The organism is Caballeronia sp. LZ001 (genome assembly GCF_031450875.1).
Taxonomy (GTDB): domain Bacteria; phylum Pseudomonadota; class Gammaproteobacteria; order Burkholderiales; family Burkholderiaceae; genus Caballeronia.
Map to the genome: position 1 here is coordinate 4830659 of NZ_JARTVX010000004.1, position 23349 is coordinate 4854007.

Genomic DNA, 23349 nt, shown 5'->3' on the forward strand with positions numbered 1-23349 from the left:
ATGAGCGATCCATTCTTCAATGCCGACCTGTTCGGCGAAATCGACCGTCTGCAACGGCAGATGGCAAACCTGTTCACCGGCTCACCGTCGAGCCTGCGTGCCGCGCGCATCGGCGCTTTTCCACCCATCAACATCGGCAGCACCGACGACTCGGTCGAGATCGTCGCATTCGCGCCGGGACTCGATCCATCGAAGATCGATGTATCGATCGACAAGGGGCTGCTTACGATCAGCGGCGAGCGCAAGGCAGTGGATGCCGGCCCGGCCGAGGACACACGCGTCTATGCGCAGGAGCGTTTTACCGGTGCGTTCCGTCGCGTGATCGAGCTGCCACGTCACGCGGCCCCGGACAAGGTGCAGGCCCGCTATGTGAACGGCTGCCTGACGGTCAGCGTTGGCCGCTCCGAGGCATCGAAGCCGCGCGCGATCACCATCCAGTAACCGGCGATGCGATGCGACATTCCGCTAACCGGCAACCACCATCAAGGAGAACATCATGAGCGACCGTACCGAACTGGCCGAACGTGCTCCGGCATCGGGCACTGCCGTCACCGCGCCGCAGGCTGCGCGCAGCGGCGACGGCGACGCCCGCCAGCCGCGCATCACCCCAGCTGTGGACGTATTCGAAAATCGTCAGGAGATCACACTGTATGCGGACCTGCCCGGTGTGCCGCGCGAGAAGCTCGACGTGCGCGTGCAGGACGGCAGCCTTTACATCGAAGGTGAAGCCGTCGTGCCGATGCCGGACGCGCTTCGCGTACACCATGCGGAGATCCGTGCACCGCGCTTTGCACGCGCCTTTACGCTGAGCCCGGACTTCGACGCGTCGCGCATCGATGCGCAGTTGCGCGACGGTGTGCTGAAGCTGACGATTCCGCGTCGAGACGAAGCAAAGCCGCGTCGTATCGAGGTGACGACCGGTTAAGACGTCCGGGAAAACGTATCGGGTTCTGCGGGACCGTACATCGGTGCGCTATACACCGGGCGGCCCCGCATGTTTCCGGAGAATGGCAATGAGTGACATACGGCAGCAAAGCTGGAAGGGCTTCACGATCGAAACGCGGGCGTTCCCGGTATGGCACTGTGGCATGCCGGGAGCCCTGCCCGCCACGTACATTGCGCTCGTGCGAATCGGACGGGAAAGCGAGCCGGTCGCTGACTGGCATCTGCCGCAAAATGCACAGCGCTGGTCGAGTGCCGACGAAGCGCACCGCGAGTCACTCGACTATGCGGTCCATGCGATCGATTCGGGGCGCCTTGGCGAGGCAGGCCCGGTCGTTGGTCTTGCAGCCTGATGGTTCGGCCAGTCGATACGGGCGTGACTGGCCTTCGTTCAATACCGTGCCCCTGGTTACGGCCTGATTGTTACTGGGAGACAACAATGCTTAGTCCACACGAATTTGCAACCCTCATGCTGGTCCGGCATGCGCCGGACCAGATCGACATGAACCGTGCAAAGCTTGACGCACTGCTCGAACGACAACTTGTCATGCTGGAGCGCTGCGCTGAAGGGTATCGTCGCGCGAAGCTGACAGATCGGGGGCGGTCGCTTCTCGATGCATTTCATCCGGAGAAGTGTTCACGGCAGACGTCCGCGTGAAATTACCCGTTGCCTGAAAGGAAGCCGGGAGATGCGTCGTTCGGTTCGCCGTTACCGAACGACGCGTGAATATTATCCGCGGCGGACATAATGGTCGGAGACAACATTACGGCGATGGATCCAGGCAATTGCCAGTTCCATTGCCTGGTCCCTGGCTTCCTGCGGCTCGGCGAAATCGCCCTCGACGCCAAGCGTCCGCGTTTCGCCCTCCCGGTCCGTGACAGCCGCTGCGGCTGTATAGCGGCCGTTTTCCGCTGTCGTGACGAGCGGACGGATCACGCAGCCGCGGTAAATGACGTCTTCCGTTTGCATAGTGCCTCCGATAGCAAAAGAACACCCTCGCAGCGCTTTGCAGGCTGCTTCATCACAGCCTGGGTCCGCATCGCAAATTGTCGCGTCCGACATACTGCGTCGATGCTGCAATTTGACAACGTGCAGGGCGGCCGGCACATGCCCCGGTAAATGCGGGACCGAGCCGGCCACCTACCGCTTACCCGTTGACGGGAATGCGACGCACGCGGGTCTGCGCATCGGGTCGCTTCGCGATGGTCACGGTTAGCACACCATTGCGAAAATCAGCTGTGATCTTCTCTGGATCGGCGTCGGGGCTCAATTGCACGGAGCGCTGGAAGGTACCTTGCCACCGCTCGCTGTAGACCGCGCCCGTCGACGATCCCTTCTTTTCGCCACGAATGGTAAGGACGTCATTATCGAGTGACACGTCGACATCTTTCTGTTCGAGACCGGGCAGTTCAGCAACGACCCTGATCTCCTTGTCGCTTTCGTTGAGTTCGATGTTCGGCCAGCCAGACGATGCGCCGAACGACGAGCCGAAGCGGGCGGGTAGATCGAATCCGCGGAAAAAGTCGTCGAACAGACGGTTCATTTCGCGATGCAGTGCGAACACCGGATGATCGTCTTCGCGTTGACGCACGACCGGTACGTTGCGATCGCGGTTCCAGGGAATCAGATTCCTGAAGTCCATTTTTTCACCTCATTAAAAGGCAGGCGAAGCCCTGCACGCGAGCGACTGCCGAGCCGTCGCCTGCGTATGGACAGAACACGACCCGGGATGACCAGGTCGACCACGATGCCAAGATAGTAACGGTCATGAGTGAATTCAAGTGGCGGGTTCGAGCGGTCAGTTGGTGAGTTCGACAGGCGGATGCGCCTGAGCGTTGCGGTCTCGTGTAGGCCCGCGCGGCAAAAAGGTCGGCAATGTCGCCTTCGGTTTCCTGCTGTCCAGGTCGACATTTTTGCTTGTGGCTTCAGAACGCGACGGCGCGCTGTCGCTCGTTCGACACGCCGCCGCATCTGATAGTGGTGACGCTTTCACCGCTCGCTTCACGAAAGATGCGCATGCGTTGGCTCGGCCGCCAGTGGAGCGGCGTACGGAGACCGTCATGTCGTCGATCCGGAGGGCGGCTTCGGCAACGGTAGCGCCGCCCGCAGCTGGTTTTTCTTATCTGTGCGCGAAATCCGACACCGAGACGATTACCGGCTCGTGCATTGACGCACGGATTTTACGTTCGGCGATAGCATGGATCCGTTGGCGGCCATTCTCATATGCCCGCAGAAACCGCTGTTCCACGGCATCAGCCGGAACCCGGAAGTACTGCACCAGTGCGTCCCGGGTAATGCCACACTGAACAACGCGCCCCCGGAAAACGATAGTGAAGGTGAGCACGGACCCGTCATCGGAAAGATTGGGGGCCATCAGCATGCTGTCCATCGGCAACTCATCCACATTGTTCCTGCCATGCACTCATGGCCAAGGCTATCTTTCCGGACAGTATAAGTTTGGGATACAGAGGGCGAGACCGCACGTTGCTCCCGTCGCTCGACAAACCGGCAGACTGTCATGAGCGGGAAGGACCGCAATTGACCGCTCGGTGCAGCACACCGGTGAGGCCATCCTGATCGTAGCGTAGATGTCGTGGGATGGATACCTGGCACTCCACTGGCGTGGCCGACAACCGGCAGTCGGGTCTGCAACCGATTATCAATGATGGGAGCGCCGCCGTTGAGGGTTCCTTCAGGTAGCGATAGCGAACGACAATTACCCGCTCGACCGGCCAAGATGGTCGGTAAACCGACCGGCGATGCCGCTTGGCGCTATCCACATCTGCTTCTTCCGGAGCAATACCCGGCCGAACGGGTATTGGCAGGCGAAACCTTCCAGGACGTGATCGTGGAGGCGGATTTCCGGCGCGTGCATCAGGTTCGCAGTCTCGTGCTGACGGACGCGGCCGATGAACCGCAGTCCCTGGTGCTGGGTGGTCCAGGACGCGACCGAACGCTTCATTGCGGAAGAGCGCTTCGGGAAGACCTTCAATGCCAACCCCGCGCCGGCGCTCATCTGCCGGTTACACGTGCGCCGCGTCGACGGTTCGCTGTGAACTGAAAAGGGCAACAATGCGATGTCACGCACTCTCATCAAAATCGAGCATGGAAGCAGGCGAGATGCCGAGTGTGGAGGCAAGCACACAGATGTTATACAGAGCGATGTTGCGCTGACCGCGCTCAATGCCACCAATGTACGATCGGGCCAGGCCACTTTCGAGCGCGAGACGCTCCTGTGACCAGCCGCGCGCCTTGCGCAGTGCAATCAGGCGTTTCCCAAACAGGGCAAGGGGGTCGTACTGCATCGACATCTCAGTGAGGAAGATATCGAAGCCTACGGATTTGACCTGTTTGAGGCCACGCTCTATGATTGCACGTACTATGAGTGACAATTTCCTGAGTCAGTCACAATAGCTCGACTACTACTTTGCCTTGGGCGCCGGTTGACGTCCCCCGATTGACCTTGTCCGACAGGAAACCCCGTGAGCCAACCGGTTTCGGATCTTGCATTGCTGCTGGCTTCGATGCAGCCAGAGCTGAACGAAGGTACCTATGTCTTTTCGTCGGTTCAGCCCGGTAGGGATGTCCCGAGCCTTGCGCCCATCGCAACGTTTCGTGAGCGCGAGGGTCTGACGGTCATCATCGATGAGCCTACGGCGCTGCGCGAAGGATTGCCCGTGCTATTCAGAGCGGCGTGGATCACGTTGACGGTCCACTCCGACCTGCAGGCGGTAGGACTGACTGCCGCAGTGGCCGAGGCACTGACCAGGGCGAGGATCAGTTGCAACGTCGTTGCTGCGGCCTTTCACGATCATCTTTTCGTACCAGCAGACCGGGCTGATGATGCGCTTGCTCAACTGGCTGGACTTCAGGCCCGTGCACTGCACGATGCGACAGGTTGAACCGCAACTTTGGACCTCAGTCCTTTAGTGTGTGGTTTGCAGCCTCTCAGCGTGTGCTTTTTAGATGGGGCAGACACGATAAAAGGGTCTGATCATACGTGAACTATAGGAACCCGCCTTCGCAAGGCCGAATTGCTGGTAGCGACTACCAGAAATTGGTATTCTTGAGGGCAGGAGGTGCGCGTCATGAGCAAAAGCACATCGTTCACGCTGGGTGAGCATTTTTCGGAGTTCGTAGATGACCGCGTGCGCAGCGGTCGTTACAGCACAGCCAGCGACGTGGTCCGTGCCGGCTTGCGCCTGCTCGAGACCGAGGAGACAAGGCTGGAGGCGCTGCGAGAAGCCCTTATCGAGGGCGAGCAGTCCGGGCCGTCGCGTCCGTTTGATTTTCGCAAATTCGTCGCGGGTAAGCGGAACCGGGCAGCATGAGGCCGTTTGTTCTCTCACCGGCGGCCGAACGCGACCTTGATGAAATCTGGGATTACACGGTCGCCCGATGGGGAGAGGTGCAGGCGGAGCGTTACATCCTGAGCATCGAAAGCACCATTGTCGCTCTGGCCGACGGCAGCCAGCCAAGTCTGTCCGCCGCAGACGTGCGCGAAGGCTACAGGAAAGCACTGGTTGGAATGCATGTCGTGTTTTTCCGGGAATCGTCTGCGTTGATCGATATAGTCCGCATCCTGCATCAGCAGATGGATATTCCAGGTAGGCTCGGCGATGACACTTAAGAGCCGTTGCGTTGATGGACATTCAATCTGCCCATAGCGCCAGTATCCGACTCGATTTTCAGGCACGAAAACGATAAGCCGCCAGCGCGATGAAGGCAATCAATGCGCCAAGGACCCAGCCCAGACCGCCATGAAAGAGCCGAAGGCAGATCAGCTTCGTGACCCTGAGGATCGGATGGGTTTCCGCGTTTCTGCGCAGGTCCAGTTCTTCCCGTAGGGCGCGGGAGAGCCTTCGTATTTCTGCCCTGGCCTGATTCTCTGATTGCATCAGCTCGCTTATATACTCGGGAAGCTGTCGTTCCCTGATGTTCTTCTTCCAGCTTTCGACAGCGTGCAGGTCACGGACTTTCAGTGGCTGGGAACGGCCGCTCCTTTGCTCGGGATCATCGTAATCGAAGACGAAGCCGTATCGCTCGTAGAACCGGTTGCGGCGGGCCCTGTTGGTCCCGGATCCCTGCGCCTTAAGCAACTCGATATCGTTGACGTCTGCGTCAGGCCACTGCCCGAGCCAGGCAACAATTTCATCCATCAGGTAGGACCCGATCCGGTTTCCCTCAAGGCCCGGCAAATCGAGCGTAACGAAACCATGCTCCCAGACGCCGTGGCGCGTGACAGACGCACGCGCGTCGAACGTTGAAAAGCTCGCCCGAAATTCTCCACGCCCATTCGCCGTATGGACCTGCCTGTCGAGCGCCCGGTATGCGATCTCTAGATCCGCCTGGCGTAGCGTGCCGTCTGGATATCGTTCGTACTGTTCCAGGCGTTCGACGAGGAGACGGACGATAACTGGACCATCAGGCTTTTCTCGTGCCCGAACCTCCAGAACGAGAATCCGCGGCTTTCGTGAGGTTCCTGTCCTGTCTTCGAGCGAGGGAAGCATATTTGTAGTCCGCGGGGTTTTTAACTGAAGTTCAAGACTGCCAGCAAGGGAATATTGTATTCAGCCGATCTGTAGCAGAGCAACAGGATGCGATCCGGTACCTGCCTGAAGCGCGGGAGCGATTTCCGTACGCGGCGGAGCCTGCCGTGGTACAGCACTGCGGTGTCCTCGCGCCGACACATATGCGCGTATGCGAAAATCCCCTTTTTGCATTTTGATGTAGAAACAGAAGAGGGCGTATGTGCTTTGTCTCGATCAAGGAAAAAAGACAGACAGCAATTCACAGCATCGGCCTCGTAGTGATATCGATGTTCTGCTTTGCGGTTGTCGATGCGCTCGGCAAGGCTGTCGCGCTGCGATATCCTCCGAACGAGGTCACGTTCTTCCGCATGCTCTTCGGTATCGTGCCCGCGCTTGCCGTATATCTACGGTCCGGATCCGTCCTTGCGCGCCTGAGGTCTATGGACGTTCGCGGCCAGACGGTTCGAGCGTTGACGCTGCTCGGCGCATCCGGACTGTTCTTCGCCGGTTTGCCGTATGTCCCGTTGAGCGAAGCGGTGGCTATCGTCTATTCGGAGGCGCTGTTTGTCATCGTTCTGGCGCCTGTCCTGCTCAAGGAGCGGCTGTCTGCCACAAATGCTATTGCTGCGCTGGTTGGCTTTGTCGGAGTGTTGCTGGTCGTCCGACCTGACAGCAGTCAGGCAAGCTGGATCGGTCCGCTGTTTTTGGTGTCCAGCGCCGTATTCGGTGCGCTGTCGATGATCCAGATACGACGCATTCGCAAGAGCGATGACTCGGGCACGACAGTTCTCTTCTTCACGTGCCTCGGCACCCTGATAACCGGGGTTACGCTGGTTGTTGCATGGCGCACGCCGTCCGCGACGGACCTGGCCGTCATGGCATTGCTTGGCGTCTTTGCGACGGCAGGGCAACTGCTATTCACCGTAGCTGTACGTCAGGCTGCCGCGGCAACCCTTGCTCCGTACACATACACCAGCATCATCTGGGCGACGCTGTTCGGGTATATCGTATGGGGTGAGACGCTGGGGATGTTTGCCCTCATCGGGGTCGTGCTGATTGTTGCCAGCTCAATAGCCGTTGCGGTACGGGAACAGCCGCCCGAGGGTCCAGCCTTCTAGCGTCTTCAGACGTCGCGCCAGCTCACTGGCGTGTGCATCGTGCGGCCTCCCAGGTAAAATCGTCGCGTGGAAGCTATACCGTGTGACCGGACTATCCCAACAGGCAGGAGCATGCAAAGGACGTGGATCGGGAAGCTGCCATCAGAAGTCCCATTGGCAGCCCTATGGCCGACGGTCATTGCCCGCGTGAGCGTCTGATCCGCGCTTACGGTTATAACTTCATGAAAGTCGCTGACGTAGGCTCCAGATGGCCCGATCCGTCCCAATCATCGCTGGGCACAACGGAGACTTGCTTATGCTCTGGCGTTTCACTACCCCGTCACACGCACCTCTACCCTGGGGCACTTCTGCACAGCCTGGAATCGCCAGGTTATGCACCGCTGTCGTCGGGCGATGAAATGCTGGTGGAGTTCAGCGACGGCGTTTCTGTTACCGGGTGTTTGCCCGATGCAGACGGGAGCACGGCTTTGCTACAGATGCCGGCCTATCGCACGCGGCGCAGGACGACAGTGCAAGCCCGCACATGGCGCATCATTTCAACGGATGAACCCGGACTATTTCGTGTCCACAAGTGTTAGCCACATGGTTCAGCCAGGGCGAGATCGACCGCGATCGCAAGCATCATCGCTGCGGCGTTAGCGGGAGGCGGCTTCGTCTTCGCGGGACGATAGATCGCATCGCCTGCGGTGATTCGTTGTCCACATAGTGCGCATACGCCCGTTCGTCTGGCGGTGGCGAGCCGCCATACCTGCTCGCCGTACTTACAGCCCTGCGGATCGCTCCATGAGACCGTCGCCGTTCGCGGACTGATCCGATCGAGCAAGGCGATCGCAATGGCTCTGTTGGTGTTCGACACCTGACTTACATGCGAATCGATTGAATGCGCCACGCTATTCGCGAGTTGATGCACGTGTCCGGCATCAAGTTGACCAATGGCGCGCTGCCATGCGGTTCCCTCCGTCGTGTTCCGGTCCAAATGTGTACTCCTGTCAACGACGACATGAATCTTCAACTCAATCGTATTTTGGGCTGCACCATGCCGTTGAGCCGTTCTGCTGTCCACAGCAGTGAGGCCTTACGAAAACCGTGCAGCGCCTGTTGATGCCGGCGGTAGAGCATGGCATGGCTCAGTTGTGCGAACCGTCCCTTGATGAATCCGCCACGAAAGAATCCGAACTGGCCGAGCGTGCCGAAAGCGTTGTAATCGCTCAGTGACACGAGTGCACCCAGGTCCCTGAACGCAAAGTCTGGCAGTGCTGCCCGGGCCGCCAGCCATTCCGGCAAGTGTTTCACAAGAAATTCCGCCTGCTGTGTCGCGACCTGTGCGGTTGGGGCAAGAGGTCGTTCGTGACCTGCGGGCGTCAGCGTTGAACAGTCGCCAAGAACAAAAATGCGGTCGTCGTCCAGTGCCTGCAGCGTAGGCCGGACGCTGATCTGGTTTGAACGGTTCACTGTGACTCCCTTCAGCCTGCCAAGAAAATCTGGCGCCTTGACGCCTGCCGCCCATACCATCAGATCGGTCGGCTGCCTGCTGCCGTCCTCAAGCTGGAGTCCATCCGCCTCCGCGGAGGTGACGCGTGTGCCGGTTCGCACGGTGAAGCCGATATCGCGCAGCTGTGCCTCGCTGGATTCGGAGACGGCCGGTGGAAATGCCGCCAGTATCCGAGGCGCGCTTTCGTAAAGCGTGAGATCGAGCCGCGAGCGAATATCAGGATCGCCATAACCTGCAGCAACTTCGAGCAGGCGACTCAGCTCCGCCGCGAGTTCGACACCGGTCGCGCCGGCCCCACAATCGATACGCGAAGCGCGCGATTGGCCACCACGCTCTGGAAGACGCGGACGCGCAGGTTTTCGTTGAAGGCTTCGGCCTGCGCCTGGCTGTCGATGAAATGGCAATGGTCCAGTACGCCGGGTGTGCCGAAATCGTTGGCGCGGCTGCCCAAGGCGAGAATCAGCACGTCGTAGCCGACCGCGCGTGGACCGATCACGACTTCGCCCGAGGGCGCCCTGAGTTCGGCCAGCTTCACCTCGCGGGTGTCCCGATCCAGGTCATGCATCTCGCCAGGCTCATAGTCGAAATCATGCTCCCGGGCGTGCGCAAGGTAGATGACCTGCTGTTGCCGGACGTCGCGCGTGCCAGCCGCGATGGTGTGCAACATGGGCTTCCAGACGTGCGTCGCGCTCCTGTCGATCAGGGTGATGCGGGCGCGGCCGTCGTGGCCGAGCGTATCGCCCAGGCGTGTTGCCAGCAGGAGACCGGCGATGCCGCCACCCACGATGACGATCCGGGGGACTTGACCCATTATCAAATATTCTACGAGTGATGAATTAGAGCGATACTACGGCGCTGTCAGAAACATGTCAAACGTGGCACTGGGTGGCACGTGCGCGAGGGTACCGGTTAAACTTTCAACTCACTCTCACTGAAATCCGTCGCTGCTGATGAAACATCCGACCGACAACGCTGCCCCTGCTACTGCATTCATCGCCCCGCGCCGCGCGCGTGGTCGACCTGCGTATAGCGACGCGGGCGGCGCGGAGGCATTGCTTCGGAGTGCTCGCAGCGCGTTCGCAAGGAGCGGGTACGACGCGACCAGCGTGCGCGAAATTGCGAGGGAATCCGGTGTCGATCCTGCACTTGTCGCGCATCATTTTGGCTCGAAGGCCGCATTGTGGATTGCGGTGGTGGATCAGATCGCTGATGAGGCGGCGCCCATGATCGCGAAGACCGCAGACCTGCGTCAGACAGCCGGGCTCGGACCGCGCGCGCGAGTGGAGACCGCGGTATCGATCCTGATTGACCAGGTGTTTTTGACGCCCGACGTCGGCATGTTTTTTTCGACCGCCGCTACCGAAACCGGGGAGCGCCTCGACCTGTTGATCGAACGGGTGGTCCGGCCGTTTCATGACGTGTTTGTACCCTTGCTCATCGATGCCATTGATGCAGGCGAGGTTCCGCAACAGGATCCTGAGATCATGTTCATGTTGCTGGCAAACGGCATCAGCAAAACCGTCGCCTATAGCCATGTACTGAGGCCCTTCTCATCGTTGACGCGGCGCCCCAGGGAATTCAAAAGTGCCGTCCTGAAGTCTGCGCTGGCCACGCTCGGCTGAATATCACGATCGTCGGGCAGGACGCAGTCTCTTTCTCTCGCGCCAAAAATTTCGCCCTGCGTATCCGGCCGACATCGGTATCACTTGTCCGGTGAATCGTGGAGGCGGCGGGGCGAACCCGACGTTGTTGCCGACGCAGGTAACGCTGCGCCGAAATGCGCGCTGGCAGGCGGTCCATTGGACATTGCGCACACAGCATGCGCTGTCCGGTTTTCTTCCCGGAACAGGAGTGCGGGTTCCATGTGGTCGACCACAACGTAGGGCGGGTCAGGGCGCCAACGCAGAAGCACTGGTCCGCCCGGCGTATCCGCCAGGATGGCGGGCACGCGCTTCGGATCGTCAAACTGCAGGTAGATCCGCTGGCCGTCGTCGAATACCTGATATGGCCGGACTGCGGTGTCACCGCCCAGATCCCAGTCGAAATGGTAGACCAGACCCGCTGCGGTCGGTGGTTCAGCGCAGGCTGACTGAAGCAGACAGGCCGTGAGCAGCACGGTTGCAGAACACAGGGCAGTGAACGGTTTCATTGGTGACAACTCCCGTCGGTGGTGCCGGGCGGCAGCAGCATGTCGCGCTGCGTGATGAACGTGATGTGCTGACCCGGTTCCAGCCGCAGCGTTGGCTGGATGTTCATGTTGCGTTGAAGGATCGTCTGCGTGGTCTGGGACAGCGATTGCGCGGCTGCCTCCGACAGATCGGTCGACACGCCGCCGTTGATGTTGATCGTCGTGCCGTTCGACTGGCTCTGGTTGTGGCCGATCCAGGCCGCGACGCCTGCAATCAGGAACGTCGATCCGAAGATCCTGAAGAAGTGATTGTTGACGTCGGCGCTGACACCGGCTTCACCATCGGGGTCGTTGCCGGTCAGGCCGTCGAGCCGCATCGAGGCGTGGCGGAAGATCATCCGCGTGGCGGCCATCAGCATCAGGTCCTGACCGATCGCCACATCGTTATTCGTGCGACCCAGGATCCGGGTGCCCTTCGGAATCAGCAGGCAGCTTCCGTCGATGCTGTCGTAGATGTCGCGATCGACCATCGCGCGGAAAGTACCGGGCATATCGCTCTTCGCGCCCTGCAGGATCACGGTGGGAATCGGTGTACCGCCCATCACCATGTAGGGTGAACCGACAGGGACCGGGACCAGCGGGGCACTGTCGTCGTTTCCTTCGCCCTGCTGCCTGATCCAGTCGGCGTTCCGATGATCGGTCGCACTGGATACGCTCACGGAGGACGGTCCCGATGAGGGCGATTCGCCGCCGCTCGTAGCGGCGCGGGCCGCCGCCGTCTGCTGGTCCAGGTGTTGCGACAGGTTGTCCGCGACGCGATCGAGCGGCGAGACGTTGCCGGCGGGCGCGTTGGCGGAGCCGCCGCCAGTGTCTTCGTAGGCGACGAGCGACTGGCTCTGCATGGCTTCGATCTGCCGCTGCAAGGCGAGACGATCGGCGTCGCCCGTTCCCGATGCTTCCCCACCATTCCGGTAGTTGCGGGGGAGTGGGCCGCTATCGTCTCCGGGCGCGCCTTTGGGGATGCCGTCGAGTGGCGTGCCGCCCAGCGGGGCGCTCGCGCCCGATGCCGCATCACCCGCACGAGCCAGTGCCAGGTTGCGCTGGTCCTCGAGGCGCTTGCGGATCGCATCGGGCGAAGCCTTGGGCTGCCGGGCGTCCGCCTCGATCTGTTCACGCTCGCGCCGTTCGGCCGCGGTCTCGTGGGGATGGGACAGCGCATGGACGAGCACGATCGCGAGCAGCGCCGAGCACAGGACAACCAGCAGCGTTTTCGCGAGATTGCGGCGAATACGCGTGAGCTTCGCCGGCTCCTGCGTCAGCGGGGCGCTGCTGTTTTCGGGAGCGGCCATGGTCACGACTTCCCGTAGACGTTCTTCATGCGGGCCGAGTCACAGCCGAACAGGCCACAGCCGTGACCGCGACCGTTGAAGACCCGGACTTCCTCCTTGCCGCGTTTGAGCAGCAGACCGTACGTTGTGATCTGCTGCACTTCAAAGAAGTCGTCCCCGAGCGGGATGAAGCTCGCGATTTCGGCCTGGCCTTTTTCATCCATAACGAGGATGGCGGGCAGCTCGGCGTGGTGAGGAAACTGCAGGTAGGTGAAGCGCCCGTCGTCGAACACGGTCACCGGAGCAAACGGCGCACTGCCCTCGACTCGATAGTCGAAGTTTGCGTGATCGAGGGGGATACGTGGACCGGCCGCGCGCACGTCACCTGACACGGGTGAGTCCGCCGGTGCGCCGCCATCTGCCTGCGTTATGGTATTCGCGCCGGGAACGTTGGCCGGGTATTCGATGCCGAAGGGCGAGACCTGTCCCGCGGTCATCTGCGCGTCGGTATCCAGATAGTGCCAGGAGACGCGCTGATACGCGGCGTCATGGTCCGACGAACGGAGGTCCAGTTCGTAGCGCCGCCGCGTCGTGATGACCGTCGCTGCATTGTCGAGTGAGGGCAGGCGCGCTTCGATGAATACGTCGCGCTTCGTGAGGGCGGTATGTTCGAGCCAGCGCTTGCCAGTGTCGGACAGGTAGACGCCAACGATTTCTTCGTCGGGACCGAAAACCAGATGGGTCTCTTCGTTCGTTCGTACGAGGACCGGATACCGGTAGTCCGGATCATAGTCATAGACCACCAGCGACGAATCGTCGGGGGCAGGGTACGGGCCATTGATATGGGCCCGGGACGCAGATGAGCGGGATGTCGACGGGCTCGGGGCTCGTAGACGCGGCGCGGACGCGTGCCCCGTATCCAACGTCGGCTGCGGTGCAATCGCTGGCGCCGCACTCGCGGGAAGCGGCGCGGGGGGTGTTGATTCTGACGCTGCGACCTGCGCCGAGGCTGGGCAGATACCTGCGGTGAACAACGCTGCGGCGCACGCAGCATAGACAACAGGATTCATTGCGTGGCTCCCGGATTGACGCCCACATAGGGCGTGAGGCTGAAGTGGGTGATGCGTAGCCCGATCGGGTTGTCCTTTTCTTCGCCGGGTTTCAGCGTCTCGGGCGCGAGCAGGAAGCTGGCCGTGAGCAGCATCTGTTTCGGTCGGGATGGTTTGCCGTTCACGCTCTCGATCAGCGTGAAGATCAGGTAAGCGACCTGACCGTCCGGCGAGAACGACGTCGAGTTCTCTACGAATTCGCGCGTGAGCCCCGGCGTCTGCACGACGCGCTGCGCGACCGGATCGGTTGCGGTGATGTACGTTTCGAGTTCCTGCGTCGCGGCACCCGACGTCCAGCCAAACGCTGCCGGTATCTGACGGGTGAGGGTGTCCTGGCTGTCCGCCTCGATCGTGAACACGCGCGAGGCCCACTTCACGAGGAAATAACGCTTGTTCGCCGCGGTGACCGAATACGTTTCCGCATAGCGGTCCGACACCCACACTGCGCCGCTTTTCTCGTCGTGCTCAACAAAATAGGGGCGGGGACCGCTATGTGCGCTCTGCACGATCAGCGCGGCAGATTCGCCGGCGGCAATCAGCGCGAACGCGACAGCTACCTTGATCGCGAGCCGCTTTTCCCAGATGGGACGCTGGAATGCCGCAAACCAGGCTGAGACCGCCTCACCCGTATTCGGTGGAGGCGGGAGATCGGTACCCGATATCCCGGTGCCCGAAGAGGGCTGCACGCGTTTGCGCATCGCCTAGTCCCTCCGGCACGGGCGTGCCCGCAGTGCTACACTGGGATCCAGTTCACCTGCTGCGAAGGGGCAGCCATGGCAAAGTTCAAGATCATCCTGCTGTATTTCGTGCTGCCGATCCTGCTTTTCGCGGCGTTCGTCCTGTATCAGGTCGGCGCACAGCATTTTGGCGTCGCGATGATGCTCGCGGGCGCAATCGCATTCATCGCCTGGTCGTGGATCAGTACCACACCGAAAGAGCGGGAAGAGTCGTGGCTCGCGGACGATTTGCAGCGACGTAGATCGACTGACGACTGGAACACGTTCTATTCGATTCAGCAAGCGAATAAGCATCGTCACCATCGCTGATCCCGATATCATTTAAAGGCATTGGGCGTTACGCGACGCCCAATCGCGCCCTTGCCAAAATTGCCCAATCCCGCACCCCCGCCGCCGGACACAAGTCCTTTAGCTATGTCAGGCACCTGCCACATCATGAAGGCCCCGACGCCGCAGACCAGCGCGAGCGCGAGCATCGCGAGGTAGTTCGTCGCGTAATAGGCGTCGCTGTTCGTGCCGTTTTGTGCTGCAGCCTGCTGCACGAGGCTCTGGATACCCGGCAATACACCGCTGTCGACGATCGCCATCATGAGCCACGCGACGACCTTGAAGAGTCCTGCGGAAATCGTGAAACGAAGCCAGCCATCAAAGAGGAAATCGCTGGCGGGCAGGACATACCACGGAATCAGCACCGGCCCAAGACAGAAGGCAATGTCGAGCAGAAACGAGCCGAACTGCACGACCACCACAAAGATCATCGTCATCAGCGCGATCGCGATGACCGCGAGCGCCTTCGCGAGAAATGCGAGCAGGATCAGCGGCAGGTTTTTGACCAGGGTCCAGATGGAGTTCAGGCCCGCGGAGTTCGCCCCGGCATCGTTCGCGGCCCCGCAGACCTGATGGCCAGTGTTCGGGATCACGACACCATCGGGCGTGATGTCGGGCACCTGCTCGCACACCTGCGCGGCTTCCGTGCGCACACCCTGCATGATGGTCGAAGCGGCATTGACGAGCGCGCGCAGCAGGTCACCGGGATTGCCCTCGCCACCGGACACACGTGACGCCATCGTCTGCATGTTGTCGACGAAATAGCTGTGTGAGGTCGGTCGTCAATCGTGGAGAGCAATGGCCTAGGCTGCGAGTTGCATCTTATAAAATCGTTGGGTGAAGGCGGCAGGAGACAGATAACCAAGACGGGCCTGCTTTCGCTGCCGGTTGTAAAAGATCTCAATGTATTCGGTCACGGCCTGTCGAGCCTCAGCGCGTGTCGCGAACCGGCAGTGATGCACGAGTTCGTTTTTGAGCGACCCCCAGAAACTTTCCATTGGTGCGTTGTCGTAGCAATCGCCCTTGCGGCTCATCGACATCGTCATGCTGAACTGTTTTGTCAGATCCCGATAATCGTGGGAGCAGTATTGAGCGCCGCGATCGGAATGAACAATCAGTCCCGCCTGTGGCCGTTTGAGCGACACCGCGCTGAAAAGCGCTTGCATCACCAAGCTGCGAGTCATCCGTTCGCTCATGGCGTAGCCGACCAATTCGCCGTTGAAGAGGTCCTTAATGCCAGCAAGATACAACCACCCCTCATCGGTCCATAAGTAAGTGATATCACTTACCCAAGCCTGGTTCGGAGCGCTCATGTCAAATTTGCGTTCTAGCAAATTCGGTGCGACTGGCAGATCGTGCTTGGAATCGGTTGTATTTCTAAACTTGCGCTTCTGCTTGCAGCGAAGTCCCAGTTTAGAGCGAATGCGCCTGATGCGATGAAGACCAACGCGCACGCCGTGATCTCGCAAATCGGCTTGCAGCCGCTCGCGTCCATAAGTGTGCCGAGTTCGTTCATGGGCTGCAGCAATTTGGACTTCAAGCCTTGCGTTCTCCTGTGCACGTGGCGACTCAGCACGTCGACGCCAAGCGTAATAGCTGCTGGCTCCCACCTCGAACACTCGACATAGCACTGCGATCGGATAGTCATGTCGCATCGCTTCGATCCGGTCGTATTTCACCGCGACTCCTTCGCGAAATAGACCGTCGCTTTTTTTAGAACATCTCGCTCCATCGTGACTGTTGCAAGCTCTCGCTTCACCCGCGCCAACTCCGCTTCGAGCTCGCTTTGCGGCTTTTGCGCTTCACCGACTTTGGCCAACGTACCTTTGCGCTCAGCAACAACCCAGGCACCCAGTGTCTTGACCGACAAAGATAAACGGCTGGCCGCTTCGCGCTGCGTGAGCCCTTCAACAACCACGAGCCTCACCGCCTGCTCGCGAAATTCCTTCGTGTAGGTGCCCTTCAGTACTCGATTCATTTGATCTCCGTTTCGCTCATTCTACGAGACATTGATCTCCAATTCTTTCAGCCTAACTCACCATCTCGGCGGTCGAGCGGCGGTCACCGTCGGTGCGCTGCGCGACCCGCGCAAGCGATTCCGCATCGTACGGAGAGAGGGGTATTGGCGAGAGCGTGACAGACGGTTTCAGCACGGCATCCCCCGGGCGAAGCCTTTGGGACGGGCATTGATCTTCTGGCGCAGCAACTGGCGGGGCTCGTAGTAGTCGCCCTGACGGCTGTATTTCGTATAGCAGCGGATCTGGTCAGGGTCGCGCCGTACAGCGAGCCATAGCACCGGATGCGTGACCAGTACCGCGAGCAGCACCCAGCCGTTACGCAGACCTGCTGCGAACGTGATGACGATGGCGCATTCGGCAATGCACCATTTGCGGTCGATCCCGAGCAGCAGGAAGGGTTCAAGCATGGTCTTGCGGACGCGTGTCGCAAGCGGGTCCGCCGGATCCTGCGGATCGGGTGGTTCGCCGGATGCGTCGTGCGCGGAGGAACGAAGCGTTTCCATATCAGCCCCTCAGATGCTGCCCGTGCATGCGGCACCATGGTTGAACACCTGCGCCCAGAGCAGCGGCATGTTCAGGATCGCCAGCGTGCCGAGCACGCCGCGTAGCACATGCGTCTTGATGTTTGAGTTAGGCTGAAAGAATTGGAGATCAATGTCTCGTAGAATGAGCGAAACGGAGATCAAATGAATCGAGTACTGAAGGGCACCTACACGAAGGAATTTCGCGAGCAGGCGGTGAGGCTCGTGGTTGTTGAAGGGCTCACGCAGCGCGAAGCGGCCAGCCGTTTATCTTTGTCGGTCAAGACACTGGGTGCCTGGGTTGTTGCTGAGCGCAAAGGTACGTTGGCCAAAGTCGGTGAAGCGCAAAAGCCGCAAAGCGAGCTCGAAGCGGAGTTGGCGCGGGTGAAGCGAGAGCTTGCAACAGTCACGATGGAGCGAGATGTTCTAAAAAAAGCGACGGTCTATTTCGCGAAGGAGTCGCGGTGAAATACGACCGGATCGAAGCGATGCGACATGACTATCCGATCGCAGTGCTATGTCGAGTGTTCGAGGTGGGAGCCAGCAGCTATTACGCTTGGCGTCGACGTGCTGAGTCGCCACGTGCACAGGAGAACGCAAGGCTTGAAGTCCAAATTGCTGCAGCCCATGAACGAACTCGGCACACTTATGGACGCGAGCGGCTGCAAGCCGATTTGCGAGATCACGGCGTGCGCGTTGGTCTTCATCGCATCAGGCGCATTCGCTCTAAACTGGGACTTCGCTGCAAGCAGAAGCGCAAGTTTAGAAATACAACCGATTCCAAGCACGATCTGCCAGTCGCACCGAATTTGCTAGAACGCAAATTTGACATGAGCGCTCCGAACCAGGCTTGGGTAAGTGATATCACTTACTTATGGACCGATGAGGGGTGGTTGTATCTTGCTGGCATTAAGGACCTCTTCAACGGCGAATTGGTCGGCTACGCCATGAGCGAACGGATGACTCGCAGCTTGGTGATGCAAGCGCTTTTCAGCGCGGTGTCGCTCAAACGGCCACAGGCGGGACTGATTGTTCATTCCGATCGCGGCGCTCAATACTGCTCCCACGATTATCGGGATCTGACAAAACAGTTCAGCATGACGATGTCGATGAGCCGCAAGGGCGATTGCTACGACAACGCACCAATGGAAAGTTTCTGGGGGTCGCTCAAAAACGAACTCGTGCATCACTGCCGGTTCGCGACACGCGCTGAGGCTCGACAGGCCGTGACCGAATACATTGAGATCTTTTACAACCGGCAGCGAAAGCAGGCCCGTCTTGGTTATCTGTCTCCTGCCGCCTTCACCCAACGATTTTATAAGATGCAACTCGCAGCCTAGGCCATTGCTCTCCACGATTGACGACCGACCTCAGTTGCTGCGCCCGTCGTCGAGCAGCCACAGCACGATCGAGCCGACGAGTGCGGAGAGCGAGACGACCTCCAGCAGTTCGTTATCGAGCACGTCCTGGTAGACCGTGCACAGGCCGCCGTTCCAGATGCCGGCATGCGCGATGGCGGGAATCGTGCCGAGCCAGAGAGCAGTGAAAATCAGGCGCAGCGCCCGGTGGTGCCGGACGACCACGGTTCGCCATGCATCGTGCAGATCCGCGCCGTGCTGGCGGAATGCGGAGATGACTCGGCTCGCGCTGCGGAGCGTGCGGGTGCGATGACGCTGATCATGCATGGACCATCTCCTCAGGCGAGGCGAAACGGGAGAAGAGACAACGGGTCTGGTAGCGCCCATTCCCGGCGCCGAGCACTTCGCGGATTTCGACCGGGCCACGCACTGCACCCTGGCGCTCGGCGTGCACGAAGAACCGGAATGTGGAGGCGATTTTCTGGCGCAGGTCATCGATCGACAGGAGCCGGCCTTTCGTCGCTCATCCGGAGCAGCGATTCCAGCCGGGCGGGCGCGGTGTCGGACGAGTCGGCATGGAACGAGACGATGGAGCCGGGATGTCCGGTGTTCAACGCTTCCATCAGGTCGAAAGCCTCGGCACCACGGACCTCACCGACGATGATCCGGTCTGGGCGCACGCGCAGCGAAAAGCGCACGAGGTCGCGGATCGTGATGCCGAGATTGGTCTCGAACGCAACGTGATTGGGCGTATGCACCTGCAGCTCAGCCGTGTCCTCGATCGTGACGACGCGATCTTCCTGCGGCACGGCATCGATCATCGCGTTGAGCAGTGTGGTCTTGCCGGAAGAGGTTCCGCCTGAGAACGCGACATTGATGCGCTCGCGCATGACCCATTCGAAGAACTCGCGCAGCGCAGCGCCACCCGCAGCCAGACGCTCCAGCAGCGCGGCGTGGCGGCGGCGCGCGGTGAGCGGTGACGCACCTCGAAGCACCTCGAACGCGCCGCTGCGCTCATAGTCGGCAAGTCCAATGCGTCGACGCGAATGCTTTCTGATCGACATCATGTCGCCGTGTACGGCAACCGGATGCCGGGCGGCGGCGAGGCGCAGGCCCGGCAGGCGCGCGTCGAGCAGCGGCGTCTGCTCCTTCGCATTGACGTTCGCGAGGATCGTGATGGCGCGGTCGAGCGCATCGGGGTCGAGTTCGCAGCCGGCGACGTGTGTGACGCTCCCGTTGCGCTCGACGAAGATCGCGTCGGCGCGGTTGACCATGATTTCCTGCACGTCGGGGTCCGCGAGCATCGGTTGCAGCGGACCGAGATAGTCGTTCAGTACCTCGATCGCGTATTCGTACGTGAGCCGGCTCATCGAATGCCTCCCCATGTGAGAGGCTGGAAGAGCTTCGTGATCAGCCCGGAAGCCGGCGCACCTTGCTGAACGACCATGGGATCGGACGATGCAGAAGGCAGGTGTGAGGCTGCCGTGTTGAGTGCCCGATACACGTGGCGTGCGTACGCGATGCGCTTCTCGTGCGCCCCGGCGTTGTAGGCGCCCACGGCGTCCCAGTTCACGCCGAGTCGGTGAAGGTTCAGTGACAGGATCCACGCGCCGACATAGGCGTTGGTGCAGCCGTCGTGAAGATCGGCACGCGAGATGCCAAAGCGCGAGAGCGTCGCCAGCCACCGGCTGTTGATCTGCATCAGTCCGATATCGGTGCTGCCGTCGGCATTCAGATGGATGACGTTCGCGTGCTGTCCGGACTCGACGGTGGCAATCGCGTGGACGAGCCTCACGTTCACATGGTGAAAGCGCGCGGCGTCATCGATGCAGTCGGCCCGGCAACTGAACGCCAGTCCGGACATCACTGCACCCGCCAGAACGATCCACCCACGCTTCACGCTAGACCTCATCCGTTTGCCGTCAACCCCACGCTGCCTGTGACCAGAAAAAGAGCCTGCCGGACGCGGGGAGCATTCCGGCAGGCCAACAGCGCGCGTCGGCCCAGGGGGAGCGGACCGACGGGTTCACTGTAGGCAGCGATGGCGCGCGGAGGGGCCGGATACCTGCCCGTGTGTGCGTCCGGGCCGGCAGGTTTTTGCGGACTGCCTGGTCGCCAGGTCGTTGCCAGGACAGACTGTCCAGCGCGATACAAAGGCGTTGGCGGAAGGCTGCAAAGGCAAGGGGAACAAATGGTGATCAAAAGGGAAGGGCCTTATCCAAAGGCCGCGGGTGAAGCTTTGGATGAGTCGCTTCACCCGCTGAAAGGCACAAAGGGTGAAGGGTAAAAAAAGGCCGCTGCGGCAAGGGAGAAAAACGCCGCGGCGCACGCCGGGAAACGTCGGAAAGGGCGAGGGAAAGGACCGCCCGCCTGACCGCGACATCCGGTCCCGGCGCGTTCGACGTGACTGCATGCGATGTCCGCACGCCGTGCAGTTATTCCGGACCGGAAGTGAGGGCGACTGCGTACTGTGGGGACAGTCGAATGAGGCATTGCGCACGCCGCGTAAGCCGATTGAACTAGCCGATTGCACTCACCGCCTGCGAACCCACATGGCACTCAGTACCGCCCTGACCTGGCTGGGACGCGCTTCAGCGGCGTCCACGAGGGTCTCCCAGCCAGCGTTGCCTGCTGCATCCGTCGCTGTTCCGACACTGCGGCGCTCGCAGCCGTCTGCGCAGCATCTGCCAGTGCTCGCGTCAGGTGAGCTCCTTGTGCGAACTGGCATGCAGGGCACAGTGCGCAGTATCGGAAGCAGCCTGGGCCTGTCGGCGGAAAGCCAGCAGAGGGACGTCGAGCCGCTGATCCAGCAACTCGCCGAATTCGTGCAGCTATTGCCCGCATCGGAATCCCATCATCATGCACAGCCCGGTGGCCTGCTGATCCATCTGCTCGAGGTGGCACGGTCTGCGCTGCATTTCCGCGAAGGCTACCGGCTGCCACTCGGCGCCAGTCCCGAGGACCAGATGCAGCACGGCGCGCGCTGCAGTTATGCCGTGCTGGTCGCCGCGCTGCTGCACGACATCGGCAAACCCCTGGCAGACCTGAACATTGAAATCGTGATTGGCACGACTGCGCGGCCCTGGGTGCCGCTGGCGGGCAGCATGAACGGGCAGGGTGGCGAGTGGTACCGGGTGGATTTTCCTGAGCCAGCACAGCGCGACTACGGCGCGCACGCGCGGCTGTCCATCGTGCTGCTCCAGCGCCTCGTTCCCTCCGCATCGCTCGCCTGGCTCGCTCAATATCCGCCAGTCATCGATGAACTGGCATCGTATCTCTCCGGCGACGCCAATGCAAAGGGCGGGGCACTCGCGAAGATCGTGGGTGAGGCGGACCGGCGGTCAGTTGCGCAGAACCTGCTCTCGGGCCCTCGCACCCGCTTTGCGACAGCGCGCGCGGTTCCGCTGATCGAGCGGTTGATGGGCGGGTTGCGGCGGTTGCTCGCCGAAGGCGAGCTGCCGATGAACCGTGCGGGCGCCACCGGTTACTGCGACGGCGAATCCCTGTGGTGTGTCGCGAAGACGCTCGCTGAAGCCGTGCGGGCGTGGCTGGCCCGAAACGAACGGCAGCAGCCTGGTGCGGCCGGTATCCCGGCTGACAACAACCGGCTCTTCGACACCTGGCAGGAGTACGGCGCGCTCGTTCCCACGCCGGAGGGCGGCGCGATCTGGACCGTCGAGGTGACGGTGGGAACCTGGAAGCAGACTTTTACCGTGCTGCGCTTTCCGCTCGACCGGCTGTACGCTGATCCGGGCCAGTATCCCCGTGCACTCCCACCTGACGCGGTTCAGGTAGTCGAAGCCGTCGAGGCTGGAATGGACGCGGCGTCGCCGCCGGTCGCCAATGCGTCGCCGTCTCCGCCAGGCGATGCGGTAAATATCCAGTCGGCTTCGCCGTCGGCGGCCGAGTCGGATCATTCGGCAGTTGCTGAGGCAACGGTTGTTCGCGGCGGAGCGCCTAGTGCACAGCCCGACGCTGCGGTACCCATGCTGCTCGTGATGCCTGATCTGCCTGGCGCAGCAGTCGATAAGCCCATCCCGATGTCGACTGCAACTGTCCCGCAGCCGGTTTCCCATGTCGACTCGCCAGTTTTTCTGCCTGACGTCGAGAGCGCATCGACGTTGCAGGCCGAAGCAGTTCGCGAGGGGAAGGCGCATACCGCAGACCGACCTGTGCCCGACCAGGTTGCCTCTCCGATGCGCCCGAAGCAGAAAGCGAAGGCGCCGGCACGGTCCGTGGCTGCACGCGAGGGCGGGCGGCAGCCGCGACCGAATGCCGAGCGTTTCATGGCCTGGGTCCAGGAAGGGATTGCAACCGGCGCTCTGCCGTACAACGAATCGATGGCGCGGGTCCACTTCGTGCCGGAAGGCATGCTGCTCGTGACACCCGCAGTCTTCCGCGACTTCGCGCAGGCGCACCCGGAAGCGATCGAACAGACACCGTCAGAAGACGGCAGAACGCCTGAGCCATGGAAACAGGTGCAGCGCGATTTCCAGAAATCGGGCTATCCGGCGGCGGCGGATTCGGGCGGTGCCGCGCGATCCTACCTGCTTCATTACACGATCAAGGGTGCGGGTGGACGGCAACTGTCCGTGATGCTCGTGCCCGGGCCTGAGCGGTTCTTCAATCCCGTTCCGCCGCCGAACGCGATGATCCAGTCGAAGCATAAGCCGGTGCAGGATGGCGGCGGTGACGGCATGCCGCATTCGTCGCAGCCATAGACGTTCGAGCGGACAGGC

27 protein-coding genes and 3 pseudogenes are annotated in these 23349 nt (G+C 61.1%); 13 read left to right on the top strand and 17 right to left on the bottom strand.

The annotated features are described in order from the left end of the window. The 4 genes from P9292_RS33640 (at position 1) to P9292_RS33655 (ending at position 1600) form a co-directional block, all read left to right on the top strand. Positions 1-441, top strand: a complete 441-nt coding sequence (locus P9292_RS33640) for an Hsp20/alpha crystallin family protein (protein WP_309963458.1) — start codon at positions 1-3, stop codon at positions 439-441. A gap of 55 nt (positions 442-496) precedes the next feature. Beyond that, positions 497-925: an Hsp20/alpha crystallin family protein gene (locus P9292_RS33645; protein WP_309963460.1), complete on the top strand. Its 429-nt coding sequence runs from the start codon at positions 497-499 to the stop codon at positions 923-925. 88 nt (positions 926-1013) lie between these two features. Further along, positions 1014-1295: a hypothetical protein gene (locus P9292_RS33650; RefSeq protein ID WP_309963462.1), complete on the top strand. Its 282-nt coding sequence runs from the start codon at positions 1014-1016 to the stop codon at positions 1293-1295. 86 nt (positions 1296-1381) lie between these two features. Next, positions 1382-1600 (top strand): hypothetical protein, encoded by a 219-nt coding sequence (locus P9292_RS33655; RefSeq protein WP_309963463.1) that lies wholly within the window; start codon positions 1382-1384, stop codon positions 1598-1600. 72 nt (positions 1601-1672) lie between these two features. Here P9292_RS33655 and P9292_RS33660 read toward each other — a convergent pair whose 3' ends face one another. From P9292_RS33660 to P9292_RS33670, 3 genes are all read right to left on the bottom strand, one after another. Further along, the gene (locus tag P9292_RS33660) at positions 1673-1912 is read right to left on the bottom strand and encodes a hypothetical protein (protein ID WP_309963465.1); all 240 of its coding nucleotides are present in this window, start codon (positions 1910-1912) and stop codon (positions 1673-1675) included. A 178-nt stretch (positions 1913-2090) separates the two neighbouring features. Further along, on the bottom strand, positions 2091-2585 hold the full coding sequence (locus P9292_RS33665; RefSeq protein WP_309963468.1) for an Hsp20/alpha crystallin family protein: 495 nt from the start codon (positions 2583-2585) through the stop codon (positions 2091-2093). A gap of 477 nt (positions 2586-3062) precedes the next feature. Beyond that, positions 3063-3332, bottom strand: a complete 270-nt coding sequence (locus P9292_RS33670) for a DUF1488 family protein (RefSeq protein ID WP_309963470.1) — start codon at positions 3330-3332, stop codon at positions 3063-3065. A 408-nt stretch (positions 3333-3740) separates the two neighbouring features. Here P9292_RS33670 and P9292_RS33675 point away from each other — a divergent pair. Next, positions 3741-3969: pseudogene (locus P9292_RS33675) on the top strand (helix-turn-helix transcriptional regulator); the annotation flags it as partial. Between the two features lie 54 nt (positions 3970-4023). On the opposite strand, the gene P9292_RS33680 reads toward P9292_RS33675, so the two are convergent. Then, positions 4024-4248, bottom strand: coding sequence for a helix-turn-helix transcriptional regulator (locus P9292_RS33680; protein WP_309963473.1), 225 nt, complete (start codon positions 4246-4248; stop codon positions 4024-4026). A 177-nt stretch (positions 4249-4425) separates the two neighbouring features. On the opposite strand from P9292_RS33680, the gene P9292_RS33685 reads away from it, so the two are divergent. From P9292_RS33685 to P9292_RS33695, 3 genes are all read left to right on the top strand, one after another. After that, positions 4426-4845 carry an ACT domain-containing protein gene (locus P9292_RS33685; RefSeq protein WP_309963475.1) on the top strand — a complete coding sequence of 140 codons (420 nt, stop codon included), beginning with the start codon at positions 4426-4428 and terminating at the stop codon, positions 4843-4845. Positions 4846-5031: 186 nt separating this feature from the next. Beyond that, the gene (locus P9292_RS33690; RefSeq protein ID WP_309963477.1) at positions 5032-5274 is read left to right on the top strand and encodes a type II toxin-antitoxin system ParD family antitoxin; all 243 of its coding nucleotides are present in this window, start codon (positions 5032-5034) and stop codon (positions 5272-5274) included. Then, positions 5271-5573, top strand: coding sequence for a type II toxin-antitoxin system RelE/ParE family toxin (locus tag P9292_RS33695; RefSeq protein ID WP_309963479.1), 303 nt, complete (start codon positions 5271-5273; stop codon positions 5571-5573). Before P9292_RS33690 ends, P9292_RS33695 begins: the two co-directional genes overlap by 4 nt. A 58-nt stretch (positions 5574-5631) precedes the next feature. Here the strand turns inward: P9292_RS33695 and P9292_RS33700 are convergent, their stop codons facing one another. After that, a complete protein-coding gene (locus P9292_RS33700) occupies positions 5632-6453 on the bottom strand; it encodes a hypothetical protein (RefSeq protein WP_309963481.1) in 822 nt (273 codons plus the stop codon). Positions 6454-6692: 239 nt separating this feature from the next. On the opposite strand from P9292_RS33700, the gene P9292_RS33705 reads away from it, so the two are divergent. Next, entirely contained in the window at positions 6693-7592 is a 900-nt protein-coding gene (locus P9292_RS33705) for a DMT family transporter (protein WP_309963483.1), read from the top strand. A 574-nt stretch (positions 7593-8166) separates the two neighbouring features. Here the strand turns inward: P9292_RS33705 and P9292_RS33710 are convergent. Both P9292_RS33710 and P9292_RS33715 read right to left on the bottom strand, forming a co-directional pair. After that, positions 8167-8568 (bottom strand): DUF3331 domain-containing protein, encoded by a 402-nt coding sequence (locus P9292_RS33710; protein ID WP_309963485.1) that lies wholly within the window; start codon positions 8566-8568, stop codon positions 8167-8169. Between the two features lie 32 nt (positions 8569-8600). After that, positions 8601-9895, bottom strand: a pseudogene (locus P9292_RS33715) (NAD(P)/FAD-dependent oxidoreductase). 139 nt (positions 9896-10034) lie between these two features. Here P9292_RS33715 and P9292_RS33720 point away from each other — a divergent pair. Next, a complete protein-coding gene (locus P9292_RS33720) occupies positions 10035-10706 on the top strand; it encodes a helix-turn-helix domain-containing protein (RefSeq protein WP_309963487.1) in 672 nt (223 codons plus the stop codon). An 80-nt stretch (positions 10707-10786) separates the two neighbouring features. On the opposite strand, the gene P9292_RS33725 is transcribed toward P9292_RS33720, so the two are convergent. The 4 genes from P9292_RS33725 to P9292_RS33740 form a co-directional block, all read right to left on the bottom strand. Further along, positions 10787-11233, bottom strand: a complete 447-nt coding sequence (locus P9292_RS33725) for a TrbG/VirB9 family P-type conjugative transfer protein (RefSeq protein WP_309963490.1) — start codon at positions 11231-11233, stop codon at positions 10787-10789. Further along, positions 11230-12561 (bottom strand): TrbI/VirB10 family protein, encoded by a 1332-nt coding sequence (locus tag P9292_RS33730; protein ID WP_309963492.1) that lies wholly within the window; start codon positions 12559-12561, stop codon positions 11230-11232. The genes P9292_RS33725 and P9292_RS33730 overlap by 4 nt, the downstream gene beginning before the upstream one ends. 2 nt (positions 12562-12563) lie before the next feature. After that, entirely contained in the window at positions 12564-13343 is a 780-nt protein-coding gene (locus tag P9292_RS33735) for a TrbG/VirB9 family P-type conjugative transfer protein (protein WP_309963494.1), read from the bottom strand. A gap of 263 nt (positions 13344-13606) precedes the next feature. After that, a complete protein-coding gene (locus P9292_RS33740) occupies positions 13607-14347 on the bottom strand; it encodes a VirB8/TrbF family protein (RefSeq protein WP_309963496.1) in 741 nt (246 codons plus the stop codon). A 75-nt stretch (positions 14348-14422) separates the two neighbouring features. On the opposite strand from P9292_RS33740, the gene P9292_RS33745 reads away from it, so the two are divergent. Then, positions 14423-14695, top strand: a complete 273-nt coding sequence (locus P9292_RS33745) for a hypothetical protein (protein ID WP_309963498.1) — start codon at positions 14423-14425, stop codon at positions 14693-14695. A gap of 8 nt (positions 14696-14703) precedes the next feature. Here P9292_RS33745 and P9292_RS33750 read toward each other — a convergent pair whose 3' ends face one another. The 3 genes from P9292_RS33750 to P9292_RS33760 all read right to left on the bottom strand — a co-directional run bounded on the left by P9292_RS33750 (position 14704) and on the right by P9292_RS33760 (position 17234). After that, entirely contained in the window at positions 14704-15462 is a 759-nt protein-coding gene (locus tag P9292_RS33750; protein ID WP_309963500.1) for a type IV secretion system protein, read from the bottom strand. 54 nt (positions 15463-15516) lie between these two features. Continuing rightward, positions 15517-16691, bottom strand: a protein-coding gene (locus P9292_RS33755; protein ID WP_309961939.1) for an IS3 family transposase whose coding sequence is annotated in 2 segments (ribosomal slippage) — positions 15517-16418 and positions 16418-16691 — 1176 coding nt in all. Because the reading frame shifts where the segments join, the coding sequence is not laid out codon by codon here. A gap of 168 nt (positions 16692-16859) precedes the next feature. Next, positions 16860-17234 carry a VirB3 family type IV secretion system protein gene (locus P9292_RS33760; RefSeq protein WP_309963501.1) on the bottom strand — a complete coding sequence of 125 codons (375 nt, stop codon included), beginning with the start codon at positions 17232-17234 and terminating at the stop codon, positions 16860-16862. Positions 17235-17417: 183 nt separating this feature from the next. Here P9292_RS33760 and P9292_RS33765 point away from each other — a divergent pair. After that, a protein-coding gene (locus P9292_RS33765; RefSeq protein ID WP_309961939.1) for an IS3 family transposase occupies positions 17418-18592 on the top strand; the annotation gives its coding sequence in 2 pieces (ribosomal slippage) (positions 17418-17691 and positions 17691-18592; 1176 coding nt in all). 30 nt (positions 18593-18622) lie between these two features. On the opposite strand, the gene P9292_RS33770 is transcribed toward P9292_RS33765, so the two are convergent. From P9292_RS33770 to P9292_RS33780, 3 genes and pseudogenes are all read right to left on the bottom strand, one after another. After that, positions 18623-18937, bottom strand: a complete 315-nt coding sequence (locus P9292_RS33770) for a hypothetical protein (protein WP_409015297.1) — start codon at positions 18935-18937, stop codon at positions 18623-18625. Next, positions 18930-19980: pseudogene (locus P9292_RS33775) on the bottom strand (CpaF family protein). The gene P9292_RS33770 and the pseudogene P9292_RS33775 overlap by 8 nt, the downstream one beginning before the upstream one ends. After that, entirely contained in the window at positions 19977-20510 is a 534-nt protein-coding gene (locus tag P9292_RS33780) for a lytic transglycosylase domain-containing protein (protein WP_309963503.1), read from the bottom strand. Before P9292_RS33780 ends, P9292_RS33775 begins: the two are co-directional and overlap by 4 nt. A gap of 652 nt (positions 20511-21162) precedes the next feature. On the opposite strand from P9292_RS33780, the gene mobH reads away from it, so the two are divergent. Next, positions 21163-23331, top strand: coding sequence for a MobH family relaxase (gene mobH, locus P9292_RS33785; RefSeq protein WP_309963505.1), 2169 nt, complete (start codon positions 21163-21165; stop codon positions 23329-23331). The last annotated feature ends 18 nt before the right edge of the window (positions 23332-23349 follow it).